Origin of the sequence: Nocardia sp. JMUB6875, assembly GCF_041154655.1 — a bacterium.
Taxonomy (GTDB): domain Bacteria; phylum Actinomycetota; class Actinomycetes; order Mycobacteriales; family Mycobacteriaceae; genus Nocardia.
In genome coordinates this window covers 18,817-39,124 of the sequence record NZ_BAAFGR010000048.1, presented here as the reverse complement: position 1 = coordinate 39,124, position 20,308 = coordinate 18,817, and the positions used below count along the sequence as shown (strand labels likewise).

The following is a 20,308-nucleotide window of genomic DNA, read 5'->3' as shown; positions in this document are numbered from 1 at the left end:
AGTTATGCACGCGCGATTGCGGGACCGAGCGCTCGAGGAGCTGTACCGGCGTGCGGTCGTGGCGCGCGAGGCGATCCCCGAGGCCGTCGGACCCTATCGAACCCTGCCGGAACCGCTGGTCAGCAGCGGTTTCGAGCGCGGCACCAAACTGAATGTGGACCTGTTCTTCGACTTCATCCGCACGGGTCGTCCGCCCGCGCCGGAGGACACCCACGAACTGGTGCAGATCGCGCTGAGCCGGGTGCGCGACGGCGAATCCCTCGAGGATGTGCTCAGCCGCTACAGCCTGGGCGCGGAGTACATCTGGTCGCGGCTCAAGGAGTCCGCGACCGAACCCGAGCGGGAACTGCTCAATGACGCTGCCGTGCAGCTGCTGCAGTACGTCACCTTGATGACCACCCGGATCGCCACCGCGTGCGTGCAGCGGGCGCACGATCCGCGCTGGGAGTTGCTGGAGCGCCGCCGGGCCATTGCCGACGCGCTGCTGACCGGGCGCGATCCCATCGAATGGGCCGAGGAACCCGCGATCGCGGTGCCGGACGCGTTCCTGCTGGCCGTGTTCCGGCTCGGGGCCACGCGCGGTACCGACACCAGCGAGCTGCGGCATCGCATCGAAGCCATTCCGGGTGTGTTCCTGCGCCTGGACAGTGGCGGCTGGACCGCGCTGCTGCCGCTGCAGCCCGGCGACGACGGGACCGCGACACTGGCCGCGCTCTCGGCGCGGCTGCCCTCGCACGGTCAGCTCGCGTCGCGGCCCGCGCTTGGGCAGGCTGCACAACCGGCCGAGGCATCGGCGTCGAGATCGGGCCCGCCCGCGCCGTTCTGGGTCGGGGTCGCCACCGCGGGCTCGCGGGCCGAGGTTCCGGCGGTATTCGCCGAGGCGCGCATGCTCGCCGAACTCGGCCGCTGCCTGGATCGTCCGCATGCGGTATGCCGTCGCCCGGATCTCATGTTCGAGTACACCGTCGCCGCGGGCGGTCCCGCGCGCACCGGGCTGGCGGCCGTGCTCGCGCCCCTGGACTCGCAGCCCTTGCTGGCCGAGACCCTGGAAGTGTTCGTGGACACCGGATTCAATCAGCTGGCCACCGCGCGCCTGCTGAACATCCACCGCAATACGGTCACCTACCGGTTGGCGCGGGTGCACGAGCTCACCGGGCTGGATCCGCATCGCCCGACCGATGCCATGACGCTGTCGGCGGCCCGTATCGCGCGGCGTCTCGAATCCGCGTCGTTCGCACCGTAATTCGGCGTCTTTCGCACCCGTGATGTCGGCGTGCCTACGCTCCGGCGTCCTTGGTCAGATGCACAATGACGCGTCGCGCAGTCTTGGCGATTGCCGGTAGCGACGCGCGGGCGCTGTGCGGTGTGCTCGATTCCGACGACGAGGTCGTGCGGTCCGCTGCATTCGCGGCGGCGCGCTGCGGCCTCCCTACATCCGCAGAGGTAGATCGTTGAGTAGCACCTTCCGGCCGCGCCGGTGCCGTCTGGCGCCGTGGGCCGTGGCCGGTTTCTCCGTCCTGGCCATGACCGTCACGTCCACCACGCCCGCGGGGGCCGCGCCCGTCATCGGCCCGGTGCCGAACGCGCCCGCCAACTTCGGGCTGCCGTCGGACTATCAGCCGACTCCGGCGCCGTACGGCGTGGGTTATCAACTGGGACAGATCGTTCCGCTGTCCGACGGCGCGCAGTTGCAGGCCGAGGTGCGGTATCCGACCGATCCGGCCACCGGGCAGCGGGCCGCCGGCGAGTTCCCGGTGATCGTCAACTTCACCACCTACGGCGCGGTCACCAGTGCGCTGACCGCGGCCCTCACCAGCGTCATCGACGAGCTGCACATTCCGCTGCCGGACCAGTTGAAGGATGCCCGCCGCGTCATCAACCAGGCGACGTCCATGCAGGACATGCTGGTGCGCCACGGCTACATCGAGGTGACCGCGGACGTGCGCGGCACCGGCGGCTCGACCGGTGCGTGGAGCCCGGCGTCCAAGCAGGACGGCAAGGACGGCGCGGAGCTGGTGGACTGGGCGGCCAGGCTGCCCGGCTCCAATGGCAAGGTCGGCATGTACGGCTATTCGTTCCCGGGCCTGTCGGCCATGCGCACCGCCGAAACCGTCGGCCCGGATTCGCCATTGAAGGCGATCGTGCCGTTCGCGGTGCCCAACAACATCTTCGACGAGGTGCTCAACCACGACGGCATGATGAGTCCGCTGCTGCTGACCGTCATCTCGCTGATGGTGCCGTATCTGAGCCTGATCGGGCCGTTCGTGAGCGCGGTGGTGTCGCCGCAGCAGTTCCTGAGGTCGCTCGGCGATCACCTGACGGCGCTGGTCGGCCCGGACACCAGCACGGTCAAGCTGCTGTTCGACGCCTACACCGGCGGCCCGACCGCCTACGACAATTCCTGGTGGCAGGACCGGCGTTTCGAGACCGACCTGCACAATCTGGTGGACAACGGCATCGCCATGTACCAGGTCGACGGCTGGTGGGATCTGTATCAGGAAGGCGCGGTGCGCAATTACGCGCAATTGCAGAACCTGGCGGCCGGACGCGATCAGTTCGCGCCGATGGCCGCGGATCAGAAGGCCGACGGCCGCTACCAATTGCTCATGGGCCCTTGGTATCACGTCGGACTGGGCCTGGGCCCCGGGTCGCGGATGGATACCGATCTGATCACCCTGGCGTGGTTCGACCGGTGGCTCAAGGACATTCACAACGGTGTCGACGAGACCGGCAACCCGCTGCACGTCATCGATACCAACAACCATGCCGCCGACACCGCCCGCTACCCGTTCGAACAGGCCGCGGTCCAGCAGCGCTACTTCGACGGTGACCGGCTGGTGGCGGACAAGCCCGTCGCCGCCGACGCCTCGGATCGCCTGGCGTACACCGGTATCGACAACATCTGCAATCGCGAGTCACTGGGCCAGTACACCGCGGGCCTGCTCGATTTCGTGTTCCGCGTCTTCACCGTGTCCAACCCGTGCACCGAATGGGTGCAGGACCCGACCGCGGGTCCGCGCTACACCATGGCTCCGGTGACCGAGCCGACCATGCTGGCCGGGCCGTCGAGCGTCACCCTCTACGCGTCCTCGACCGGTACCGATGCCGCGTTCCAGGTGTGGCTCGACGATGTCGCGCCGGACGGGACGGCCGTGAACATCACGGGCGGTTCGCAATTGGCGAGCCAGCGCACGCTCGATCCGGGCAAGACCTGGAGCGCCGCCGACGGCACCGTCTACGCGCCCGAGCACACGGTGCTGAAGCAGAACGAGCAGCTGCTCGCACCCGGTGATGTCGTGAAGATGGAGATCAAGATCCGGCCCGCGTTCCACCGGCTCGAGCCGGGGCACTCGCTGCGACTGCGGATCACCTCGGGCACCTTCCCGTCGACGATCCCGAATCCCGCGGATGTGGGCCGCTTGCTGGGGACTTCGCAGCAGATCCAGCGCAATGCCGTCTACCCGTCGGCCTTGGTGGTGCCGCTCGCACCGGCGGATTCGTTCACGCACTGAGGATTCGGTCCGGTTCACAGCGCCATTGACTCGCCCTCCCGAAGGGTTCAAGCTGATTTCGATCGGATTGTCCCAGACAGAGGAGAGCCGAAATGGCGCTGCGAACCGACTCCACCGCCGAGGTCCGGCAACGCACCGTCCGCAATGGTGATATCGAGCTCGCCGTCTACGAGCAGGGCGTCGCCGACGGTCCGGTCATCGTGCTGGTGCACGGCTGGCCGGACTCACATCGTCTGTGGGACAACGTGATTCCCCATCTCGCGGATCGCTTCCGCGTGATCAGCTATGACTCGCGCGGGCACGGGCGCTCCAGCAATCCCGAGGACTTCCGCGCCTTCGCGATCGCGGAGCTGGCCACGGACTTCTTCGCGGTCATCGATGCGGTAAGCCCCGACGAGCCGGTGCACGTACTCGCCCACGATTGGGGTTCGGTGACCGTATGGGACGCGGTGTGCGAACCCGACGCCGAACTGCGCATCGCCTCCTTCACCTCCGTCTCCGGCCCCAATCTCGACCACGCCGGAGCCTGGGCGCGGCGGCGTTTCGCCCGCCCGACCCCGCGCAACCTGGTCGGCCCGCTCGCCCAATTGGCCTCGGTCGCCTATCAATTCGCGTTCATGGCCCCGATCACCCCGGCGCTGGTGCGACGCGGCCTCACCGATCGCGCCTTCCGCCTGGGCCTGCGGCTGGGCCAGGGCACCCCGCCCGAACAGGTCACCCTGGGTGACACCTTCACCGCCGACGCGGCCAACGGATTGAAGATCTACCGCGCCAATCTCGTGGTCGCCAAGGTGCTCTCATCCCGAGACCGCCACACCAAGGTCCCGGTCCAGCTCATCGTCCCCGCCTACGATCCGGCCGTCCGCCCGGCGGTGTTCGATGACGAATCCGCATGGACGCAACAACTCTGGCGCCGTGATATCGATGCCGGTCACTGGGTGCCCTATTCGCATCCCCGGGTCCTCGCCCGCGCCGCCATCCAGCTCATCGACGCCGTCTCCGGCAAGGAACCCTCCCGGGAACTGCGCCGCGCCGAGGTGGGCCGCCCGCCCGGCCGCCCCTTCGACCATCACCTGGTGGTGATCACCGGAGCCGGTTCGGGTATCGGCCGCGAAACCGCCCTGGCCTTCGCCCGCGCGGGCGCCGAGGTCGTGGTCTCCGATATCAACCGTGACGCCGCCCGCGAAACGGCCACCCTGATCGCCGAATCCGGCGGCACCGCTTACCCTTACGCCCTCGACGTCTCCGACGAATCGGCCGTCCAGGCCCACGCCGACGAGGTGGCCGCCGTCCACGGGGTCCCCGACATAGTCGTCAACAACGCGGGTATCGGCCAAGCGGCGCCCTTCCTCGACACGCCTTCGGAGAGTTTCAAACGGGTCCTCGACATCAACCTCTACGGCGTGATCCACGGCTCCCGCGCCTTCGCCCGCCTGATGTCCGACCGCGGCCTGGGCGGCCATATCGTCAATATCTCCAGCATGGCCGCCTACGCCCCGCAGCAGGGCTTCAGCGCCTACTCCACCAGCAAGGCAGCGGTTTTCACCTTCTCCGACTGCCTTCGTGCCGAACTGGCCAAGGACGGCATCGGCGTCACCACCGTCTGCCCCGGCATCGTGCACACCAATATCGTTCGCACCACCGAGTTCTCGGGCCTGTCCCCCGAGAAGGAACAGGCCCGCCGGCAACTCTTCGACACCCTCTACCGTCTCCGCAGCTACCCGCCCGCCAAGGTGGCCGAGGCGATAGTCGCCGCCGTGCAACACAATCGGGCGGTGGTCCCGGTGACCCCGGAGGCGTGGGTCGCCTACTACGCGACCCGCCTGACCCCACCGAGCCTGATGCGTTTCGCCACCGCCCGCGCCAGCCTGGCTCGCTGATCCTGATAGAAAGTCCCAATGGCACCGCGCCTTTCGCGGCGCGGCTGCGATGATCAGGTCACGGTTCCTCGACGCGGAAGGGCAGTGCCATGGCTTCTATCACCCGAGAGATCCTCATCGACGCGGCGCCCGATGAGGTGTGGGCGGTGGTCGCCGACTTCGGGGAAGGGCCGCTCCGGATGGCTCCGGGGTTGGTCGTCGCGAGCGTCGATCTGGGTGCCGGCCTTCGTGAGGTGACCTTCGCGAACGGCACCGTGGTTCGCGAACGCCTGATCACCGTCGACCACGAGGCCCGCCGGTTCGTCTACTCGGTCATCGGCGGCACCGCGGCACCCTTGCACGACAATGCGGTCTGGCAGGTATTCGCGCACGGCGACAACGGGTCCCGCTTCGTCTGGTCTCGCGATATTCTCCCCGACGCGATGGCCGCCCCGTACGCCGCCACCATGGATCAGGCGCTGATCATCGTCAAGAAGACGATCGAATCCGCCTGATCCACCCGCGAATCGGCCGGTGTCACGGTTACTGCTCGGCCGCGGAGGTGGTCGGTGCGCCGAGGTCCGGGAGGTCGGCGTAATCGGGCAGCTCGACGCCGTTGATGGCGCGGTTGATCAGATCCATGTCCCATTCGACAGGTTCGTCGCTCGGGTCGGCGGGGTGGGCGAGACTGTGCGCGTGGAGTCGGCCGATTTCCTGGTTGGCTTCGACGAAGGAGCGCATGCGGGATTCGAAGGCGGCGAAGCCGGTTTCCGGATCCCAATCGGCGGCAGCCAGTTCGCCGGCCAGCAGGTAGGCGCCGACGAGGGCCAGGCCGGTGCCCTGACCGGACAGCGGTGAGGAACTGAAGGCGGCATCGCCGATCAGGCCGACCCGTCCGGACGACCACTGGTCCATCACGACCTGGGCGACCTCGTCGAAGTAGAAGTCCGGGGTGTCGTCCAGGTGCGCGAGGATGTCCTGGGTCCGCCAGCCCATGCCCGCCATCCGATCCCGCAGCAGCTGCTTCTGGCCTTCGATATCGCGGTAGTCGATATCGACATCGGGCGAGACGAAGGAGAAGATGGCCATCGCGCGGGTGGGATCCGGAATGGGTCGCAGACCGGCGGTGCGCCCGGAATCGTGGTGGTCGATGAGAAAGCGCTCGATCCCGAATTCGTTGGGCACGGTGTAGAAGGCCAGCGTGTGCCCGAGGTGCCGGATGAACTTCTCCCGCGGCCCGAAGACCATCTCGCGCAAGGACGAATGCAGCCCGTCCGCCCCGATCACCAGGTCGAAGCGCCGCCGGTCACCGCCCGCGAAGACCACGTCGACGCCGTCGGCGTCCTGGGTCAGCTCGGCGATCCGGTCGCCGAAGAGGTACTCGACGCCGTCGCGGGTGTCGTCGTAGAGCACCCGGGACAGATCCCCGCGCAGGATCTCGATCTCGGCGATGTATCCGTCACCGCCGTCGTCGTCCGCGCGAAAGGTCTCCAGCACCTTGCCATCCGCGTCCACGGTGTGCGCGCCCGCGGTCTCGGTGCGCGCCGCGCGCACCGCCTCCTCCAGACCCATCCGCCGGATGACCTCCTTGGTCACCCCACGCGCATCCACCGCCTGCCCGCCGGGCCGCAGCCCCGGCGCGCGCTCCACCACAGTCACCTCGGCTCCGCGCCGCCGTAGCCAATGGGCCAACGCGGGCCCCGCGATACTGGCTCCCGCCACCAAAACCTTGATACCGCTCATCGCGCCTCCCGCTCGCCCCGCCGGATCCCTGTCCGGTTCGATTGCTTCTACTCTGGCCCACCGGTCTCGGTGCATCCAGACGTATCGACGACATGTCCATCCGGAATTCATCGGTGCGGTCGAGATCGTTTTCAGCGGGCGAGCCTCCTGTCCTGAGCGACATATCTTCTGGCGGTTGCGGCCTACCCACGAAGATCGACCCCGTGACACACTGAGACACCCGAAATTTCGGAGGTCATCCATGCTCGAACCGCGTCAGGGTGGATTGCGGCGACTGCGCCGCCGCACGTCCGAGCCGGACGATCGGCTGCCGAACCGAACGGCCCTGCCGACCCGAACCGCCGTCCGCAATGCCAAGATCACCGCCCTGCCGGTGGCGTACGCGGCCCGGAAGATGGGCGGGCTGGGACGGCGGGCCCTGGGCACCCCGGCGCGGGACATCGAACTCGATATCCAGGCGCGCACCGCGCAGCACATGTTCGAGGTGCTCGGGGAACTCAAGGGGTGCGCCGCCAAACTGGGGCAGTTGCTGGCGCTCTACGAACTGGCGCTGCCGCCGGAACTGGGCGAGCCCTATCGCGAGGCTTTGACCCGCCTGCAGGATTCGGTTCCGGCCATGCTGCCCACCGCGGTCGATGCCGCCATGACCGCGTCACTGGGTGAGGAATGGCGAAACCTCTTCGCCGAGTTCGATTCTCGGGCTGCGGCGGCCGCTTCGGTGGGTCAGGTCCATCGCGCGATGTGGGCCGATGGCCGACGGGTGGCGGTCAAGCTCATGTATCCGGGCGCGCGTGCCGCGGTCGCCTCCGATCTGGAGCAGGTGCGCCGACTCGCGCCGCTGGCAACTGTTTTCGCGCCCGACGTCGATGTGCGCGCCTTGGCCGACGCCTTCGCCGACTGCATCAGCGAGGAACTCGACTATGTGAAAGAGGCCGCGACACAGCGGATCTTCGCCGCCGCGTACGCGGACGACCCCGATTTCCATGTCCCGGATGTCGTGCATCAGCAGGGCGATGTCCTGATCACCGAATGGCTCGACGGCATTCCCCTGCACCGGGTCATCGCGACCGGCGATCCGGCCGAACGCGATCGGGTGGGCCTGCTGGTGGCCCGCTTCGTCATGTCGAGTTTCACCCGCACCGGGCTGATCTACACCGATCCGCATCCCGGCAATTTCCGCATCCTGCGCGACGGCCGACTCGGCGTCGTCGATTTCGGCGCGTGCACCCCGTTCCCGGCGCACTTCCCCGCCCTGTGCGGTGAGATCGGCGATGCCGCGCTCAATGGCGCGGATGCCGATCTCGAGGCGGCGCTGCGCGGTCACGGGTTCATCCGCGCCGACCGTGAATTCGATATCGCCGCCTTGGTCAGGATGATCGCGCCGATCCGCGAGCTGTTCTATCAGCGCGAGGTCCACCTGACCATGCCCTGGCTGCGCAAGCAGGTGCTCCGCGCCACCGAGCCGAGCCTGTCGAATGTGGCCCGCCACCTCACCACACCGCCGGAGTACACGCCGATCGGCCGCACCATCCTGGCCACGGCCGGGGTGCTGTGCCAGCTCGAGGTGAAGGGCCCGCTGCGCGACGAATTCACCGCGCCGCTACCGGAATTGGCGGCCGCCGTGGAGCGCTTCCACCTCGGCGAGGGGCTGGCGGCCACCGCGCCGGCACGCACCGTCGTCCCGTTGCGCGCTACAGGTGCATCCAGTTCGGCCACACCTGTGCCCACGGCTTCTTCTGTCCCGAGCAGGTCCAGATGGTGACGTCCTGGGTGTTGCCCTTGAAGCCGAGCCGGGTGTCGACCTTGCCGACGGGTGTGACGTGCTCGAACTGGCTGCGCAGCACCGCTTCGTAGCCGCCGACGGCGATCACCACGGACGCATCGTCGGGTGGCGTCCCGAAGTAGCCGAAGCCGCGGCTGGGACTGTAGATGGGCGGCAGCTTCGAGCGGCCCATCTGATCGAGAGCGCTGGCCTGCCAATAGGTGTCGGTGATGATGACAGCGTGCGCGCGCTCGGCCGCCGGTAGTCCGTCGTACACGCCGATCACCTCGTCGGTGAGCTCGTGCCAGCCGAAGGAGCCGTAGACGCCGATATTGATGGCCGCCTCGGCATCGTCCTTGGGCGGATGCACCTCGTCCGCGGGCCGCCAGGGTGTGGAGTACAGCGTGAAAGCCGTTGCACCCACGGCCAATACGGCGACGAAGGCCGTCAGGATGCGCCGCCACAGCGGCTTCACGCGCTCGGCCGTGCCGACCACACCGACCGCGCCCGCCGCGATCATGACCGCGTACATGCCGACCGCGTAATAGATTCGCCCGCCGGTGAGCAGGAACGCCGCGTACAACAGCAGCAGGGTGACCGCGAGAAATCGATAGGGCCGCAACGTATCCCAGCGCAGCAGCACCCACAGCCCCCACACCAGCAGCAGCGCACCGAGGTATCCGGCCAGGCTCACCGACATCGGCACGAACAGCAGCCGCCCGCCCAGAATCCCCTGTTCGGCCCCGATCACGCCGCCCATCTTCAGCTGCGGCCAGTCATGGTGTGCCTGCCACAGCAGTTCGGGCACGGTCGCGACCACCACGATCGCGCCGCCCAGCCACAGCAGCGGACGCCGCACCAGCGCGCGCGGACCGCACAGCAGGCTGCTGGCCGCGAGCGCGATCCAGAAGAACGGGATCAGCCACTTCACCTGCATGTCCACCGCGGTCACCAGCGCCGCGGCCAGCAGCAGCCGGTCGTCACGGGTGCGCACCCAGCGCACCACCAGCCAGGTGATGATCACCCACAGCGCCGTATCCACCGCGTTGGTGGTCAGCATGGTGCCCTGCAGCAACAGGAACGGCGAACTCGCGTATCCGAGCGCGGCCAGCAGCTGCGCCCAGCGCCCGCCCTCGAATTCGCGGGCCAGCATGGCGCACAGCACGATCGCGGCGACGGTCAGCAGCACCGACGGCAGCCGCAGCACCAGGAACGATCCGGGTGCGATGAGATCCATCAACCGCGACAGCAACGGCAGCACCGGCCCCTGGTCGGCGTACCCGAACGCGGGCCGCCGCCCGGCCGCCAGGAAGTACAGCTCATCACCGAAATACCCGTACCGCGAGGCCGACAGCACCAGCACCACCGCCGCCGGAACGGCCACCGCCGCCACCGTCCACCACGCCATGGGCGGACGATCCGAGGCCTTCGCATGCCGCCCGGAACCGCTGGGCCGGGCCGGGCGATCCACCACATCGGTCAACGCGCACTCCTCGACGGCGGGTGATGCTGCGAACAAGCCGAATCTACAGCTTCTTTCCAGCAAACCCGAGACCCGGCGCGGATCGCCGTGCCGTCTTGTCAGGCGCTCTATACTCGATGCCGGTGTGATTGCCGCGCAACGCGTTTCAGCGAAGGAGGCCCGGCATGACCGAGCAAACCCCAGACACCAATCCCTACGGCACCCCGACCACCAGCGGTCCGGAGCCGATCCGCTCCTATCAGAACGTGCTCAACGCCTTCATCCGAAGCCTGCTCAAGGTGCCGTTCCTGGCGCCCCAGGTCGGCAAGCGGCTGTGTGTCCTGCATGTGGTCGGCCGCAAATCCGGCAAGGTCTACGACGTCCCGGTCGCCTACACCCGCCATGAGGGCGATGTCCTGATCGGCACCGCCAAGCATCCGTGGGTGAGCAATATCCGCAAGGGCACCCCGCTCGCGGTGTCCTTCGGCGGCCCGAAGCGCACCGCCGACGCCGAGGTCCTCACCGACGCCGAATCGGTGGTGCGGCTGACCGAGATCATCGCCCGGGACAACAAGCAGTGGGCCAAGTTCAACGGCGTCGGCCTCGACGCCCAGGGCAATCCGAACAAGGCCGACGCCTACCAGAGCTGGCAGCAGGGCACGGTGATCATCCGGCTCACCGTGCACTGAACGCCCGCTCAGTGCACCAGGCGGGCCTGCACGTAATCCTCCGCGTTCAGGCCCACCAGCACCTGCCGCACCAGCGGCGGGGCCCAGGACGCGGACGCGTCGTGCCCGAGCACCGGATCGGTGAGCGTCACCGTGCGCCCGCGATGCTCGAACTCGAAGGTGCCCGCGGCCCGGATGTTCTTGAGCCAGTCCACGTCCCGCCCATAGGTCAGCGCGATGCGATAGCCGCCGTCGCGCGGGAAGACCATGACCGGGGACCGGTAGACCCGCCCGGACTTGCGGCCGCGATGGATCACGACTCCGAAGAACGGCGCGATCCGGGCCGCCACGCCCAGCACCGGATTGCTGATCTTCCGATTGATCTTCGCGAGTGTCCTGGGCAGCGGCATAATCTCGTCCTCCCTGACGAAAGCGATTGCGCCCCTGAGGCTACGCCGCCATCCTTCCGGCCGCCCGGTATCGCCGACGGCACGGCCGGGCCCCGGCCCGCGGTCCACGGCTAAGGTGCACGGCAGGGCGCCGGGTTGCGCGGCGCGGCGGAAACGGAGGGCCCGGCCCATGGCGGAGATGATCGCGGTGTACGACAAGGCCGGTCGCCAGATCGGCGCGGAGGAACGCGCCGTGGTGTACGCCGAGGGCATCTGGCACGCCAGCGCGGGCGTGCTGGTGCGCTCCCGCGACGGCTCGAAGGTGTACGTGCACAAGCGAACCGACACCAAGGCGGTCTTCGCGGGTATGCACGACTGCCTCGCGGGCGGGGTCCTGGATCCCGGCGAGGATCCGGCGGGCGCCGCGATCCGCGAACTCGGCGAGGAACTCGGCATCGAACTGGGCCCCGACGATGACAAGCCGCTCCCCCTGGCCACCGCGTCCTGGGACGGCGAGTGGGCGGGCCGCCCCATGCGCTGCCACCTGTTCGCCTACGAGCTGCGCTACGACGGTCCGATCCGCCATCAGCCCGAGGAGATCGTGGACGGCTGGTGGTGGACCGACGACGAACTGCGCGCCCACCTGGCGGACCCGTCGTGGCCCTTCGTCCCCGACACCCGCTCGCTCATCCCCGACCTGCTGCGCTGACCGCACTACCCCGGAAAATGCCGACGGCCCATCGAATCCCGCGCGATTCGATGGGCCGTCGTGGCTCAGTGATTCAGGTGGCTCACTTGCCGGTGGAACCGGGGACGCCACTGCCCGAGAACAGACCCTGCAGGGTCTTGATCAGGACGGCGGCGAAGAAATCTTCTGCGGAACCGGTCACGCGCGTACTCCTCATCTGTGCAATGTCGCGTCGAGCATGTGAATCATGCACGGTTCACATTCTTGTGGGAGCGATTTCCGCGGGAAATTTCCCCCGGGCCCGACTGGAGCTACACGGTAGAACGGGTTTCACCAGGCTTTATATCGGTTTGATAAAAGTGTGACTTAGGTCACAGCACTAACCGGACGAAGCACTCGAACCGGCCCACGCGGCGAAGGCTCCGGGGTTGCGGGTCTGCAGCAGTACCCGCCCCGGACCGGTGAAATCGAATACCAATCCCTCGCCCGATTTAAGCGATTGCAGCGATCGGCCGGAGACCGCGCGGCGAATGGTGAAATTCATCGCCAGGTCGTAGGCGACCACGTGTCCGGTGTCGATGGTGACCGGTTCGCCGGGTCCCAGATCGATGACGTCGATCGCCCCGAACACGCCCAGCACCACCTCGCCCTGCCCGTGCGCGCGCAACCCGAACCCGCCCTCGCCGCCGAACAGATTGGCCAGCCCGCCCCATTTGGCCTCCACGGTCACCCCGTGCGAATTGGCGATCCAGCCGCCGCGGCTGATGAAGAACGGCCGCTCCGGCGTGATCGACAAGGCCAGCATGTCGCCCGGTAGCGCCGGGGCCACGTCCACCCAGCCGCCCTCGGGCGGTGCGGTGAACGTGGACACGAAGAACGACTCCCCCGCCAGCACCGAGCGCTTGAGCCCGGCCAGGATGCCGCCTTCGGCCTTGGCGGCCAAGGTGACTCCCGCCGAGTGGGCCACCATGGCCCCGCTCTCCACGCGCATGGGCTCGCCCCCGGCCAGGAAGCAGCGGGCAATGGTCGACGACGGATTGTGCCGCAGTTCCACCTTCATGCCGCGAGATTAACAGCGCTGACCGGCGCGGGGGCGAACCTCACGGATGCGTTATTTGCCGCCCTCGGTGAGGGTGACCGGCTGTGCGGCGTAAGAACTTCCGGTGACGTCCACGCCCTGGGCCTTGAGCAGATCCAGTGCCTTGGTGACGTACTCGACCGAGTAGGCCGCGGCGTCGGGATCCTTGGTGAGGACGGTCTTGCCCTCTTGATTCTTGGTGGTCTTGGCGATGGCGACGGTGCGGTCCCAGGCGGTCTTGTCGAAGGCCCCGATTCCGTTGGGGGACGGCCAGATCAGCTTGTTCACCTCGGTGATCTGCCACTGCTGATGGCTCGCGCCCAGCGTCGATCCGGCGGCCACGGTGAGGTCGCGGCACTTCTCGACATTGTCGCGGCAGTACGCCCAGCCTTTGAGCGAGGCGGCGATGAACTTGACCGTCTGGTCGGCGTACTTCGAGTCCTTCAGCTTCTCGGTATTGGCCCAGATGGCATCCTGCAGCATGGCCACACCGGCGTCGTTCCAGTCGATGGTGGCGAAATCGTCTGCGGTGTAGAGCTTTCCGGTGGCCGGGTTCTTCACCTCGAGCAGCTGTGCGTACTCGTTGTAGGACATGGCCTGGGCGGCGTCGATGTCGTGGGCGAGGAAGGCGTTCATATCGAATTGCTGCTGCACCAGGGTGACGTCCTTGGCCGGGTCCAGGCCCGCCTTGGTCATGCCCGCGAAGAGCTCGAATTCATTGCCGTAACCCCAGTTTCCGACCTTCTTGCCCTTCAGGTCGGCGGGGCCGGAGATGCCGGCGCTCTTGAACGACACCTGTTTGGTGCCGGAGCGCTGGAAGATCTGGGCGACATCGGTGATGCCCGCCCCGGCCTCGCGGGACGCGAGGGCCTTGGGCACCCACGCGATGGCGTAATCGGCCTGGCCCTGCGCCAGCACCGTCTGCGGGACGATATCGGTTCCGCCGTCGAGGATCTGGACGTCGAGCCCCTGCTCCTTGTAGTAGCCCTGCGAGACCGCGGCCAGGTACCCCGCGAACTGGCCCTGTTTGAACCACTGCAGCTGCAGCTTGACCTTGGTGAGTCCGTCGGAGGTGGTGGAGTTGTCGGTGGTGCTGCATCCGGACAGTGCGGCCACCGCCAGGGTGGCGGCCGCCAGCACGGCCCGGATACGCAATCTACGTGTGGTACTTCTCATTTCGTTCTCCCAGGGATGGTGCGGGGTCTGCGGGTGAGCTGCTCGAGCAGCAGCACGGCGGCCAGGAACACCAGGCCGAGGATCATGGCGGCCACGACGTAGGCCCAGGCGCGCGGGTAGGCGGTATTCGCGGCCGCGGAGGTGATGCGGCTGCCGAGGCCGTGCTGCAGGCCGCCGAAGTACTCGGCGATGATGGCCGCGATCACGGCGCCCGGCGCGGCGATGCGCAGGCCGGTGAACAGGTGCGGCAGCGCGGCGGGCAGGCGGACGGTGCGGGTGAACTGCCAGCCGGTGGCGGCGTAGGCGTGCATGAGGTCGGCGTGCACGCGCGGGACCTGGCGCAATCCCCGTGCGGTGCTGACGAAGACGGGGAAGAACACCACGATGGTGGCCACCAGGCGGCGCGGCAGGTCGGTGGTGGTGGAGTACATGGAGTTCAGCAGCGGGGCCAGCGCCACGATCGGAATGGCGGCGGCACCGGCGGCGAGCGCGCCGAGGATGCCGTTCACCAGCTGGAAGCGGGCGGCCACGATGGCGGCGGCGATGCCGAGGAATGCGCCCGCGATCAACCCGACCAGCGCGTTCTTACCTGTGGCGACGGCCGCCTCGAGAATCGCGTGATGATTGTCGCCGAACGCCTTTCCGATGGCGCTGGGCGAGGGCAGCAGGAACGACGGCACCCCTGCCGCGACGGTCAGCACCTGCCACAGGGTGAGCAGGGCGACGCCGAAAAGCACTGGCGGCAACCAGGTTTTGAGCATACGGGTCATCGGATGTCCCGTCCTGCGGTGCTTTTCGGCGCGCCTGCGCCGCCGTGCCCCTCATGCAGGGCGGCGCGGACCGCGGCCACCGCGGAGAAGAACTCCTCGCTGGACCGCACATCGTCATCGCTGTCGCGATCCCAACCACCGGTCGACAGCACGTCGGTGATCCGGCCGGGCCGCGGTGACATGACCACGACCCGGTCGGACAGGAATACGGCTTCGGGGATCGAATGCGTGACGAAAAGCACCGCGGCCCCGGTCTCTTCGGCGATCCGCAACAGTTCGCCCTGCATACGTTCGCGGGTCATCTCGTCGAGCGCGCCGAAGGGCTCGTCCATGAGCAGCAGCGGAGGCTTGCGGGCCAGCGCCCGGGCGATGGCCACGCGCTGCTGCATGCCGCCGGACAGCTCGGCCGGGAAGCGGCGCGCGAACTCGCTCAACCCGGTGATCTCGAGCAATTCCGCACTGCGGGCGCGCCTTTCCTGCTTCCCGACGCCGTGCAACTGCAGCGGCAGCTCGATGTTCTCCTGCACGGTCCGCCAATCCAGCAGCCCGGCCTGCTGGAACGCGATCCCGTAGTCCTGATCGAGCCGCGCCTTGCGTGCGGTCTTGCCGTGCACCACAACGGTTCCCGAGCTGGGCTGCTCGAGGTCGGCGACGATGCGCAGCAGGGTCGATTTGCCGCAGCCGGACGGGCCGATGAGCGAGACGAATTCACCGGCGGCGAGCGTGAGACTCACGTCCTGCAGCGCGGTCACCTGCCCGGCGCGGAAGATCTTTCCGACGCCGGTCAATTCGACGGCGGGCACGGTGTCGACGGCCGGGTCCGACGCGGCCACGGATGTCTCGATGGTCACGGGGTACCTCCGAACGAAAGGGGTGGAGCTGAATTCACCGACGCGCTCCCGAGGTGTGGCCGGGGCGGGCGTAGCGGCGCAGCAGAACTTCCAGCAGTGCGACCAGGCCGGTGAGCACGACGCCCAACAGGGCGGCGGCGATCACGGCGGCGTAGAGCCGCGCCGCATTACCGGTGGACTGCTGGGAGAACACGATGATCTGGCGGCCGATCCCGCCCGCGGTCCCGGTCGAGATCTCGGCGACCACACTGCCGATCACCGCGGCGGCGGCGCCGAGACGCATGGCGGGCAGGATGTGCGGCACGGCGGCGGGTAGACGCAGGTGCAGCACTGTGGCCCACCATCCGGCGGCGCAGCTGTGCAGCAGTTCGACCGAAGCCTTTGCCGGAGACTGCAATCCGCGCAAGGTCCCGATGGCGACCGGGAAGAACACCAGGTAGGACGCGATCACCACGATGCTCATCCACGGCTGCCAGGGCTGCCCGCCGATATTGATCTTCCCGCCCCAGCCCGCGACCAGGGGTGCGAGCGCGATCAGCGGAATGGTCTGGGAGACGATCACATACGGCAGCAGCCCGCGTTCGACGAGCGTGAACCGCTGCATGAGCAGCGCCAGTGCGATGCCGACCACGGTGCCCAATCCCAGTGCGAGCAGGGCGAGTTCGAGGGTGAAGCCCGCCGTGCGCAGCAGTGTCGCGCCGACGGTGGTCTTGCCGTCGCGCTCCCCCAGCACGGTCAGCACGGCCCACGAGTGCGGCAGCGCCGCGTCGGTGGTGCGCGGCAGCACCCGCTGGCTGCCGATGCTGGCCCCGTTGGCGGGTACCAGAGCCTTCACCAGTTCCCACACGCCGATCACCAGGACGAACGCGGCGACCGGATACAGCACCCGCCACGCGCCCCGACCCACTCCGCCGAATCCGCGGGCGGGGGGAGCCACCTGTACCTCGACGGCATCGGCGGCCCGGGTGACGGTCGTAGCGGTCATGATTCGGTCACCGTCGCCTCGATCGGATGGGCCAGGCGCGGCAGCACCGATTCGCCGTAGGCCTCGAGGGTCGAGGTCTTGGCGTCGTGCTGCAGGTAGACGGCGAACTGGTCGACGCCCATCGCCTCCAGTTCCCGCAGGCGGGTCAGGTGCTCGTCCGGGGTGCCGAGCAGGCAGAAGCGGTCCACGATCTCGTCGGGGACGAACTCGGCGTGGGTGTTCCCGGCGCGGCCGTGCTCGTTGTAGTCGTAGCCCTGGCGGCCCGCGATGTAGTCGGTCAGCGCCTTGGGCACCTCGGAGTCCGAGCCGTAGCGGGCGACGATGTCGGCGACGTGGTTGCCGACCATGCCGCCGAACCAACGGCATTGCTCCCGTGCGTGTTTCAGTGCCGCGGCACTGCCGTCGGTGATGTAGGCGGGCGCGGCCACGCAGATAGTCACGTCCTTCGGGTCGCGACCCGCGCGCTCGGCGGCGGCCCGTACCCGGGCGATGGTCCAGGCGGTGATGTCCGGGTCGGCGAGTTGGAGGATGAATCCGTCGGCGACCTCGCCGGTGAGATCCAGTGCGCGCGGGCCGTATCCGGCCACCCACACCGGCAGCCGCGACTTCTCCGCCCACGGGAAGCGGATGGTGGTGTCGCCCACCTTCGCGCTGCGGCCATTGCCCAATTCCTGGATGACGCCGATGGATTCGCGCAAGGTCGCGAGGTTGGCGGGCCGCCCGCCCAGGGTGCGGACGGCCGAATCCCCGCGTCCGATACCGCAGATGGTGCGGTTGCCGAACATGTCGTTGAGGGTCGCGAAGGTGGAGGCGGTGACCGTCCAGTCGCGGGTGGACGGATTGGTCACCATCGGCCCCACCACGACCTTGCGGGTCGCGGCGAGGATCTGGCTGTAGATGACGTACGGCTCCTGCCACAGCAGGTGCGAATCGAAGGTCCACACATGCGAGAACCCATGCGTCTCCGCGATTCTCGCCAGCTCCACCACCCGTGACGCGGGCGGCGTGCACTGCAGCACCACACCGATATCCATGCGGCACTCTCCCCTCGTAGCTCGGGTGATCAGATGAGGTTCTGGGACAGTCCGCGTTTGACGAACCGGCCGTGGCCGGCGCTGCCCAGGTACTGCCCGGCGTCGACGAGGACCCGGCCGCGCGAGATGACGGTGTCCACGTGGCCGTCGATCTCGAAGCCCTCGTAGGCCGAGTGATCCATGTTCATGTGGTGGGTCTTGCCCAGGCCGATGCTGGTGTGCCCGTTCGGGTCGTAGATCACCACGTCCGCGTCGGCGCCAGGGCTGATGATGCCCTTGCGCGGGTACAGCCCGAACATGCGGGCCGGGGCCGTGCAGCACACCTCCACCCATTTCTCGAGGGAGATCCGGCCGTCCTTGACGCCCTGGAACATCAGGTCCATGCGGTGTTCGACGCCGCCGATCCCGTTGGGGATCTTGGAGAAATCGCCGAGGCCGAGTTCCTTCTGGTCCTTCATGCAGAACGGGCAGTGGTCGGTGGCCACCGTGGTGACGTCGCCGGTGCGGATGTAGCGCCACAGCTCGTCCTGGTGCCCTTCGGCGCGGGATCGCAGCGGTGTCGAGCACACCCATTTCGCGCCCTCGAAACCCGGTGCGCCCAGGTTCTCCTCGAGCGAGAGGTACAGGTATTGCGGGCAGGTCTCGCCGAAGACGTTCTGCCCCTTGCCCCGTGCCTCCGCGATCTGTTCGAGAGCTTGTTTGGCCGAGACGTGCACGACGTACAGCGGCGCACCGGTGTACTGCGCCAGCATGATCGCGCGGTGGGTCGCCTCTTCTTCCATCTGCCACGGGCGGCTCACGCCGTGGTAGTAGGGCGAGGTCTCGCCGCGTGAGAGCGCTTGCTCGACGAGCACATCGATGGCAATCCCGTTCTCGGCGTGCATCATCAGCAGTGCGCCGAGATCGCCCGCGGTTTGCATGGCACGCAGGATCTGCCCGTCATCGGAGTAGAACACGCCCGGATAGGCCATGAACAGTTTGAAGCTGGTGACGCCCTCGGACACCAATTCGCTCATGCCCTTGAGGGATTCGGCGTCCACCGACCCGATGATCTGATGGAACCCGTAGTCGACCGCGCACTTCCCCGCGGCCTTCTCGTGCCACGACGCGAGGGTGTCCTGCACCCGCTCCCCCGGCTTTTGCACTGCGAAGTCGATGATGGTGGTCGTACCGCCCCACGCGGCTGCCCGGGTCCCGGTCTCGAAGGTGTCCGAGGCCTCGGTGCCGCCGAACGGCAGCTGCATATGGGTGTGCCCGTCGACGCCGCCCGGGATCACATACTTCCCGGTGGCGTCGATGACGGTGTCCGCGGTGGCGGCCAGGTCGCTGCCCAGCGCGGTCGATCCCGGTTGCACCACCGCGGCGATGGTCTCACCGTCGATCAGGACGTCCAGGGCCTGAGATCCGGTGGCGGACACCACGATTCCGCCCTTGATGAACGTCGTGCTCACGGCTCCACCAGCTTCCCGTAGGCGTCCGGCCGCCGGTCCCTATAGAAGGCCCACCGGTCCCGAACCACCTTGATCAGATCCATATCCAGATCCCGCACGACGAGCTCGGGCGCGGTATCGGAGGCCACCTCCCCCACGAACTTCCCTTCGGGATCGACGAAGTAGCTGGTCCCGTAGAAGTCGTCGTCCCCGTACTCCTCGATGCCGACCCGGTTGATGGCCCCGATGTAGTACTCGTTGGCCACCGCCGACGCGGGCTGCTCGAGCTTCCACAGATAACTCGACAAACCGCGTGACGTGGCGGAGGGATTGAAAACGATCTCCGCGCCCGCCAGGCCCAGCGCGCGCCAGCCTTCCGGGAAATGCCGGTCGTAACAGATGTAAACCCCGACCTTGCCGACAGCGGTATCGAAAACCGGCCACCCGAGATTTCCGGGCCGGAAATAGAACTTCTCCCAGAACCCGGTCACCTGCGGAATGTGATGCTTGCGGTACTTGCCGAGATACGTCCCGTCGGCGTCGATCACCGCCGCGGTGTTGTACAGATGCCCCGGCTGCTCCTGCTCATACACCGGCAACACCATCACCATGCCCAGCTCCCGCGCCAACGCCGCGAACCGCTCGGTCGTGGGCCCCGGCACCGACTCCGCGTACTCATAGAACTTGGTGTCCTGCACCTGGCAGAAATACGGCCCGTAAAACAGCTCCTGAAAGCAGATCACCTTGGCCCCGGCCGCAGCCGCCTGCCGCGCATAGTCCTCATGCGCCTTGATCATGGACTCTTTATCGCCGGTCCAGTTCGTCTGCACCAGCGCCGCTCGAACGATTCCCATGCCTTGTGATACTGCACCTGAAACGAATCCGCTTGTGTTACAAGTTG

Annotated in this window: 18 protein-coding genes; 7 read left to right on the top strand and 11 right to left on the bottom strand. The window is 67.8% G+C overall.

The window, feature by feature from the left end; genetic code table 11:
• Positions 1 to 4: 4 nt before the first annotated feature.
• From ACAM49_RS14925 to ACAM49_RS14910, 4 genes are all read left to right on the top strand, one after another.
• On the top strand, positions 5 to 1,243 hold the full coding sequence (locus ACAM49_RS14925; protein WP_369636091.1) for a PucR family transcriptional regulator: 1,239 nt from the start codon (positions 5 to 7) through the stop codon (positions 1,241 to 1,243).
• Positions 1,244 to 1,451: 208 nt separating this feature from the next.
• Positions 1,452 to 3,512 (top strand): CocE/NonD family hydrolase, encoded by a 2,061-nt coding sequence (locus ACAM49_RS14920; RefSeq protein WP_369636090.1) that lies wholly within the window; start codon positions 1,452 to 1,454, stop codon positions 3,510 to 3,512.
• Between the two features lie 92 nt (positions 3,513 to 3,604).
• A complete protein-coding gene (locus ACAM49_RS14915) occupies positions 3,605 to 5,392 on the top strand; it encodes an SDR family oxidoreductase (protein WP_369636089.1) in 1,788 nt (595 codons plus the stop codon).
• A gap of 89 nt (positions 5,393 to 5,481) precedes the next feature.
• Positions 5,482 to 5,886: an SRPBCC family protein gene (locus tag ACAM49_RS14910; protein ID WP_369636088.1), complete on the top strand. Its 405-nt coding sequence runs from the start codon at positions 5,482 to 5,484 to the stop codon at positions 5,884 to 5,886.
• 28 nt (positions 5,887 to 5,914) lie between these two features.
• Here ACAM49_RS14910 and ACAM49_RS14905 read toward each other — a convergent pair whose 3' ends face one another.
• Entirely contained in the window at positions 5,915 to 7,114 is a 1,200-nt protein-coding gene (locus ACAM49_RS14905; protein WP_369636087.1) for an FAD-dependent monooxygenase, read from the bottom strand.
• A gap of 241 nt (positions 7,115 to 7,355) precedes the next feature.
• Between ACAM49_RS14905 and ACAM49_RS14900 the strand changes: the two genes are divergently transcribed.
• Entirely contained in the window at positions 7,356 to 8,876 is a 1,521-nt protein-coding gene (locus ACAM49_RS14900; protein WP_369636086.1) for an ABC1 kinase family protein, read from the top strand.
• Here ACAM49_RS14900 and ACAM49_RS14895 read toward each other — a convergent pair.
• Positions 8,806 to 10,395: a glycosyltransferase family 39 protein gene (locus ACAM49_RS14895; protein ID WP_369636085.1), complete on the bottom strand. Its 1,590-nt coding sequence runs from the start codon at positions 10,393 to 10,395 to the stop codon at positions 8,806 to 8,808. The two genes, ACAM49_RS14900 and ACAM49_RS14895, sit on opposite strands and share 71 nt — an antisense overlap.
• 128 nt (positions 10,396 to 10,523) lie before the next feature.
• Between ACAM49_RS14895 and ACAM49_RS14890 the strand changes: the two genes are divergently transcribed.
• On the top strand, positions 10,524 to 11,027 hold the full coding sequence (locus ACAM49_RS14890) for a nitroreductase family deazaflavin-dependent oxidoreductase (RefSeq protein ID WP_369636084.1): 504 nt from the start codon (positions 10,524 to 10,526) through the stop codon (positions 11,025 to 11,027).
• Between the two features lie 8 nt (positions 11,028 to 11,035).
• On the opposite strand, the gene ACAM49_RS14885 is transcribed toward ACAM49_RS14890, so the two are convergent.
• A complete protein-coding gene (locus tag ACAM49_RS14885; protein WP_369636083.1) occupies positions 11,036 to 11,416 on the bottom strand; it encodes a nitroreductase family deazaflavin-dependent oxidoreductase in 381 nt (126 codons plus the stop codon).
• Between the two features lie 169 nt (positions 11,417 to 11,585).
• Here ACAM49_RS14885 and ACAM49_RS14880 point away from each other — a divergent pair, with 169 nt between their 5' ends.
• Entirely contained in the window at positions 11,586 to 12,104 is a 519-nt protein-coding gene (locus ACAM49_RS14880) for an NUDIX domain-containing protein (RefSeq protein ID WP_369636082.1), read from the top strand.
• A gap of 358 nt (positions 12,105 to 12,462) precedes the next feature.
• On the opposite strand, the gene ACAM49_RS14875 is transcribed toward ACAM49_RS14880, so the two are convergent.
• The 8 genes from ACAM49_RS14875 to ACAM49_RS14840 are packed head-to-tail and all read right to left on the bottom strand — an operon-like array spanning position 12,463 to position 20,261.
• Complete coding sequence (locus tag ACAM49_RS14875) at positions 12,463 to 13,143, bottom strand: TIGR00266 family protein (protein WP_369636081.1); 681 nt, start codon at positions 13,141 to 13,143, stop codon at positions 12,463 to 12,465.
• A gap of 51 nt (positions 13,144 to 13,194) precedes the next feature.
• Positions 13,195 to 14,337 carry an ABC transporter substrate-binding protein gene (locus ACAM49_RS14870; RefSeq protein WP_369636080.1) on the bottom strand — a complete coding sequence of 381 codons (1,143 nt, stop codon included), beginning with the start codon at positions 14,335 to 14,337 and terminating at the stop codon, positions 13,195 to 13,197.
• A complete protein-coding gene (locus ACAM49_RS14865) occupies positions 14,334 to 15,107 on the bottom strand; it encodes an ABC transporter permease (protein ID WP_369636079.1) in 774 nt (257 codons plus the stop codon). The genes ACAM49_RS14870 and ACAM49_RS14865 overlap by 4 nt, the downstream gene beginning before the upstream one ends.
• Positions 15,104 to 15,958, bottom strand: coding sequence for an ABC transporter ATP-binding protein (locus tag ACAM49_RS14860; protein WP_369636078.1), 855 nt, complete (start codon positions 15,956 to 15,958; stop codon positions 15,104 to 15,106). The genes ACAM49_RS14865 and ACAM49_RS14860 overlap by 4 nt, the downstream gene beginning before the upstream one ends.
• A gap of 34 nt (positions 15,959 to 15,992) precedes the next feature.
• Positions 15,993 to 16,943, bottom strand: a complete 951-nt coding sequence (locus ACAM49_RS14855) for an ABC transporter permease (protein WP_369636077.1) — start codon at positions 16,941 to 16,943, stop codon at positions 15,993 to 15,995.
• The gene (locus ACAM49_RS14850) at positions 16,940 to 17,977 is read right to left on the bottom strand and encodes a TIGR03842 family LLM class F420-dependent oxidoreductase (protein WP_369636076.1); all 1,038 of its coding nucleotides are present in this window, start codon (positions 17,975 to 17,977) and stop codon (positions 16,940 to 16,942) included. Before ACAM49_RS14850 ends, ACAM49_RS14855 begins: the two co-directional genes overlap by 4 nt.
• A gap of 29 nt (positions 17,978 to 18,006) precedes the next feature.
• Positions 18,007 to 19,428: a dihydropyrimidinase gene (hydA, locus tag ACAM49_RS14845; protein ID WP_369636075.1), complete on the bottom strand. Its 1,422-nt coding sequence runs from the start codon at positions 19,426 to 19,428 to the stop codon at positions 18,007 to 18,009.
• A complete protein-coding gene (locus tag ACAM49_RS14840) occupies positions 19,425 to 20,261 on the bottom strand; it encodes a nitrilase-related carbon-nitrogen hydrolase (RefSeq protein WP_369636074.1) in 837 nt (278 codons plus the stop codon). The genes hydA and ACAM49_RS14840 overlap by 4 nt, the downstream gene beginning before the upstream one ends.
• Positions 20,262 to 20,308: the final 47 nt, after the last annotated feature.

What these genes read in the sequence shown, in the direction of transcription:
- ACAM49_RS14925 (WP_369636091.1), top strand. Translation starts at nt 5, where the DNA reads ATGCACGCGCGATTGCGGGACCGAGCGCTCGAGGAGCTGTACCGGCGT.
- ACAM49_RS14915 (WP_369636089.1), top strand. Translation starts at nt 3,605, where the DNA reads ATGGCGCTGCGAACCGACTCCACCGCCGAGGTCCGGCAACGCACCGTC.
- ACAM49_RS14910 (WP_369636088.1), top strand. Translation starts at nt 5,482, where the DNA reads ATGGCTTCTATCACCCGAGAGATCCTCATCGACGCGGCGCCCGATGAG.
- ACAM49_RS14905 (WP_369636087.1), bottom strand. Translation starts at nt 7,114, where the DNA reads ATGAGCGGTATCAAGGTTTTGGTGGCGGGAGCCAGTATCGCGGGGCCC.
- ACAM49_RS14900 (WP_369636086.1), top strand. Translation starts at nt 7,356, where the DNA reads ATGCTCGAACCGCGTCAGGGTGGATTGCGGCGACTGCGCCGCCGCACG.
- ACAM49_RS14890 (WP_369636084.1), top strand. Translation starts at nt 10,524, where the DNA reads ATGACCGAGCAAACCCCAGACACCAATCCCTACGGCACCCCGACCACC.
- ACAM49_RS14885 (WP_369636083.1), bottom strand. Translation starts at nt 11,416, where the DNA reads ATGCCGCTGCCCAGGACACTCGCGAAGATCAATCGGAAGATCAGCAAT.
- ACAM49_RS14880 (WP_369636082.1), top strand. Translation starts at nt 11,586, where the DNA reads ATGGCGGAGATGATCGCGGTGTACGACAAGGCCGGTCGCCAGATCGGC.
- ACAM49_RS14875 (WP_369636081.1), bottom strand. Translation starts at nt 13,143, where the DNA reads ATGAAGGTGGAACTGCGGCACAATCCGTCGTCGACCATTGCCCGCTGC.
- ACAM49_RS14870 (WP_369636080.1), bottom strand. Translation starts at nt 14,337, where the DNA reads ATGAGAAGTACCACACGTAGATTGCGTATCCGGGCCGTGCTGGCGGCC.
- ACAM49_RS14865 (WP_369636079.1), bottom strand. Translation starts at nt 15,107, where the DNA reads ATGACCCGTATGCTCAAAACCTGGTTGCCGCCAGTGCTTTTCGGCGTC.
- ACAM49_RS14855 (WP_369636077.1), bottom strand. Translation starts at nt 16,943, where the DNA reads ATGACCGCTACGACCGTCACCCGGGCCGCCGATGCCGTCGAGGTACAG.
- ACAM49_RS14850 (WP_369636076.1), bottom strand. Translation starts at nt 17,977, where the DNA reads ATGGATATCGGTGTGGTGCTGCAGTGCACGCCGCCCGCGTCACGGGTG.
- ACAM49_RS14840 (WP_369636074.1), bottom strand. Translation starts at nt 20,261, where the DNA reads ATGGGAATCGTTCGAGCGGCGCTGGTGCAGACGAACTGGACCGGCGAT.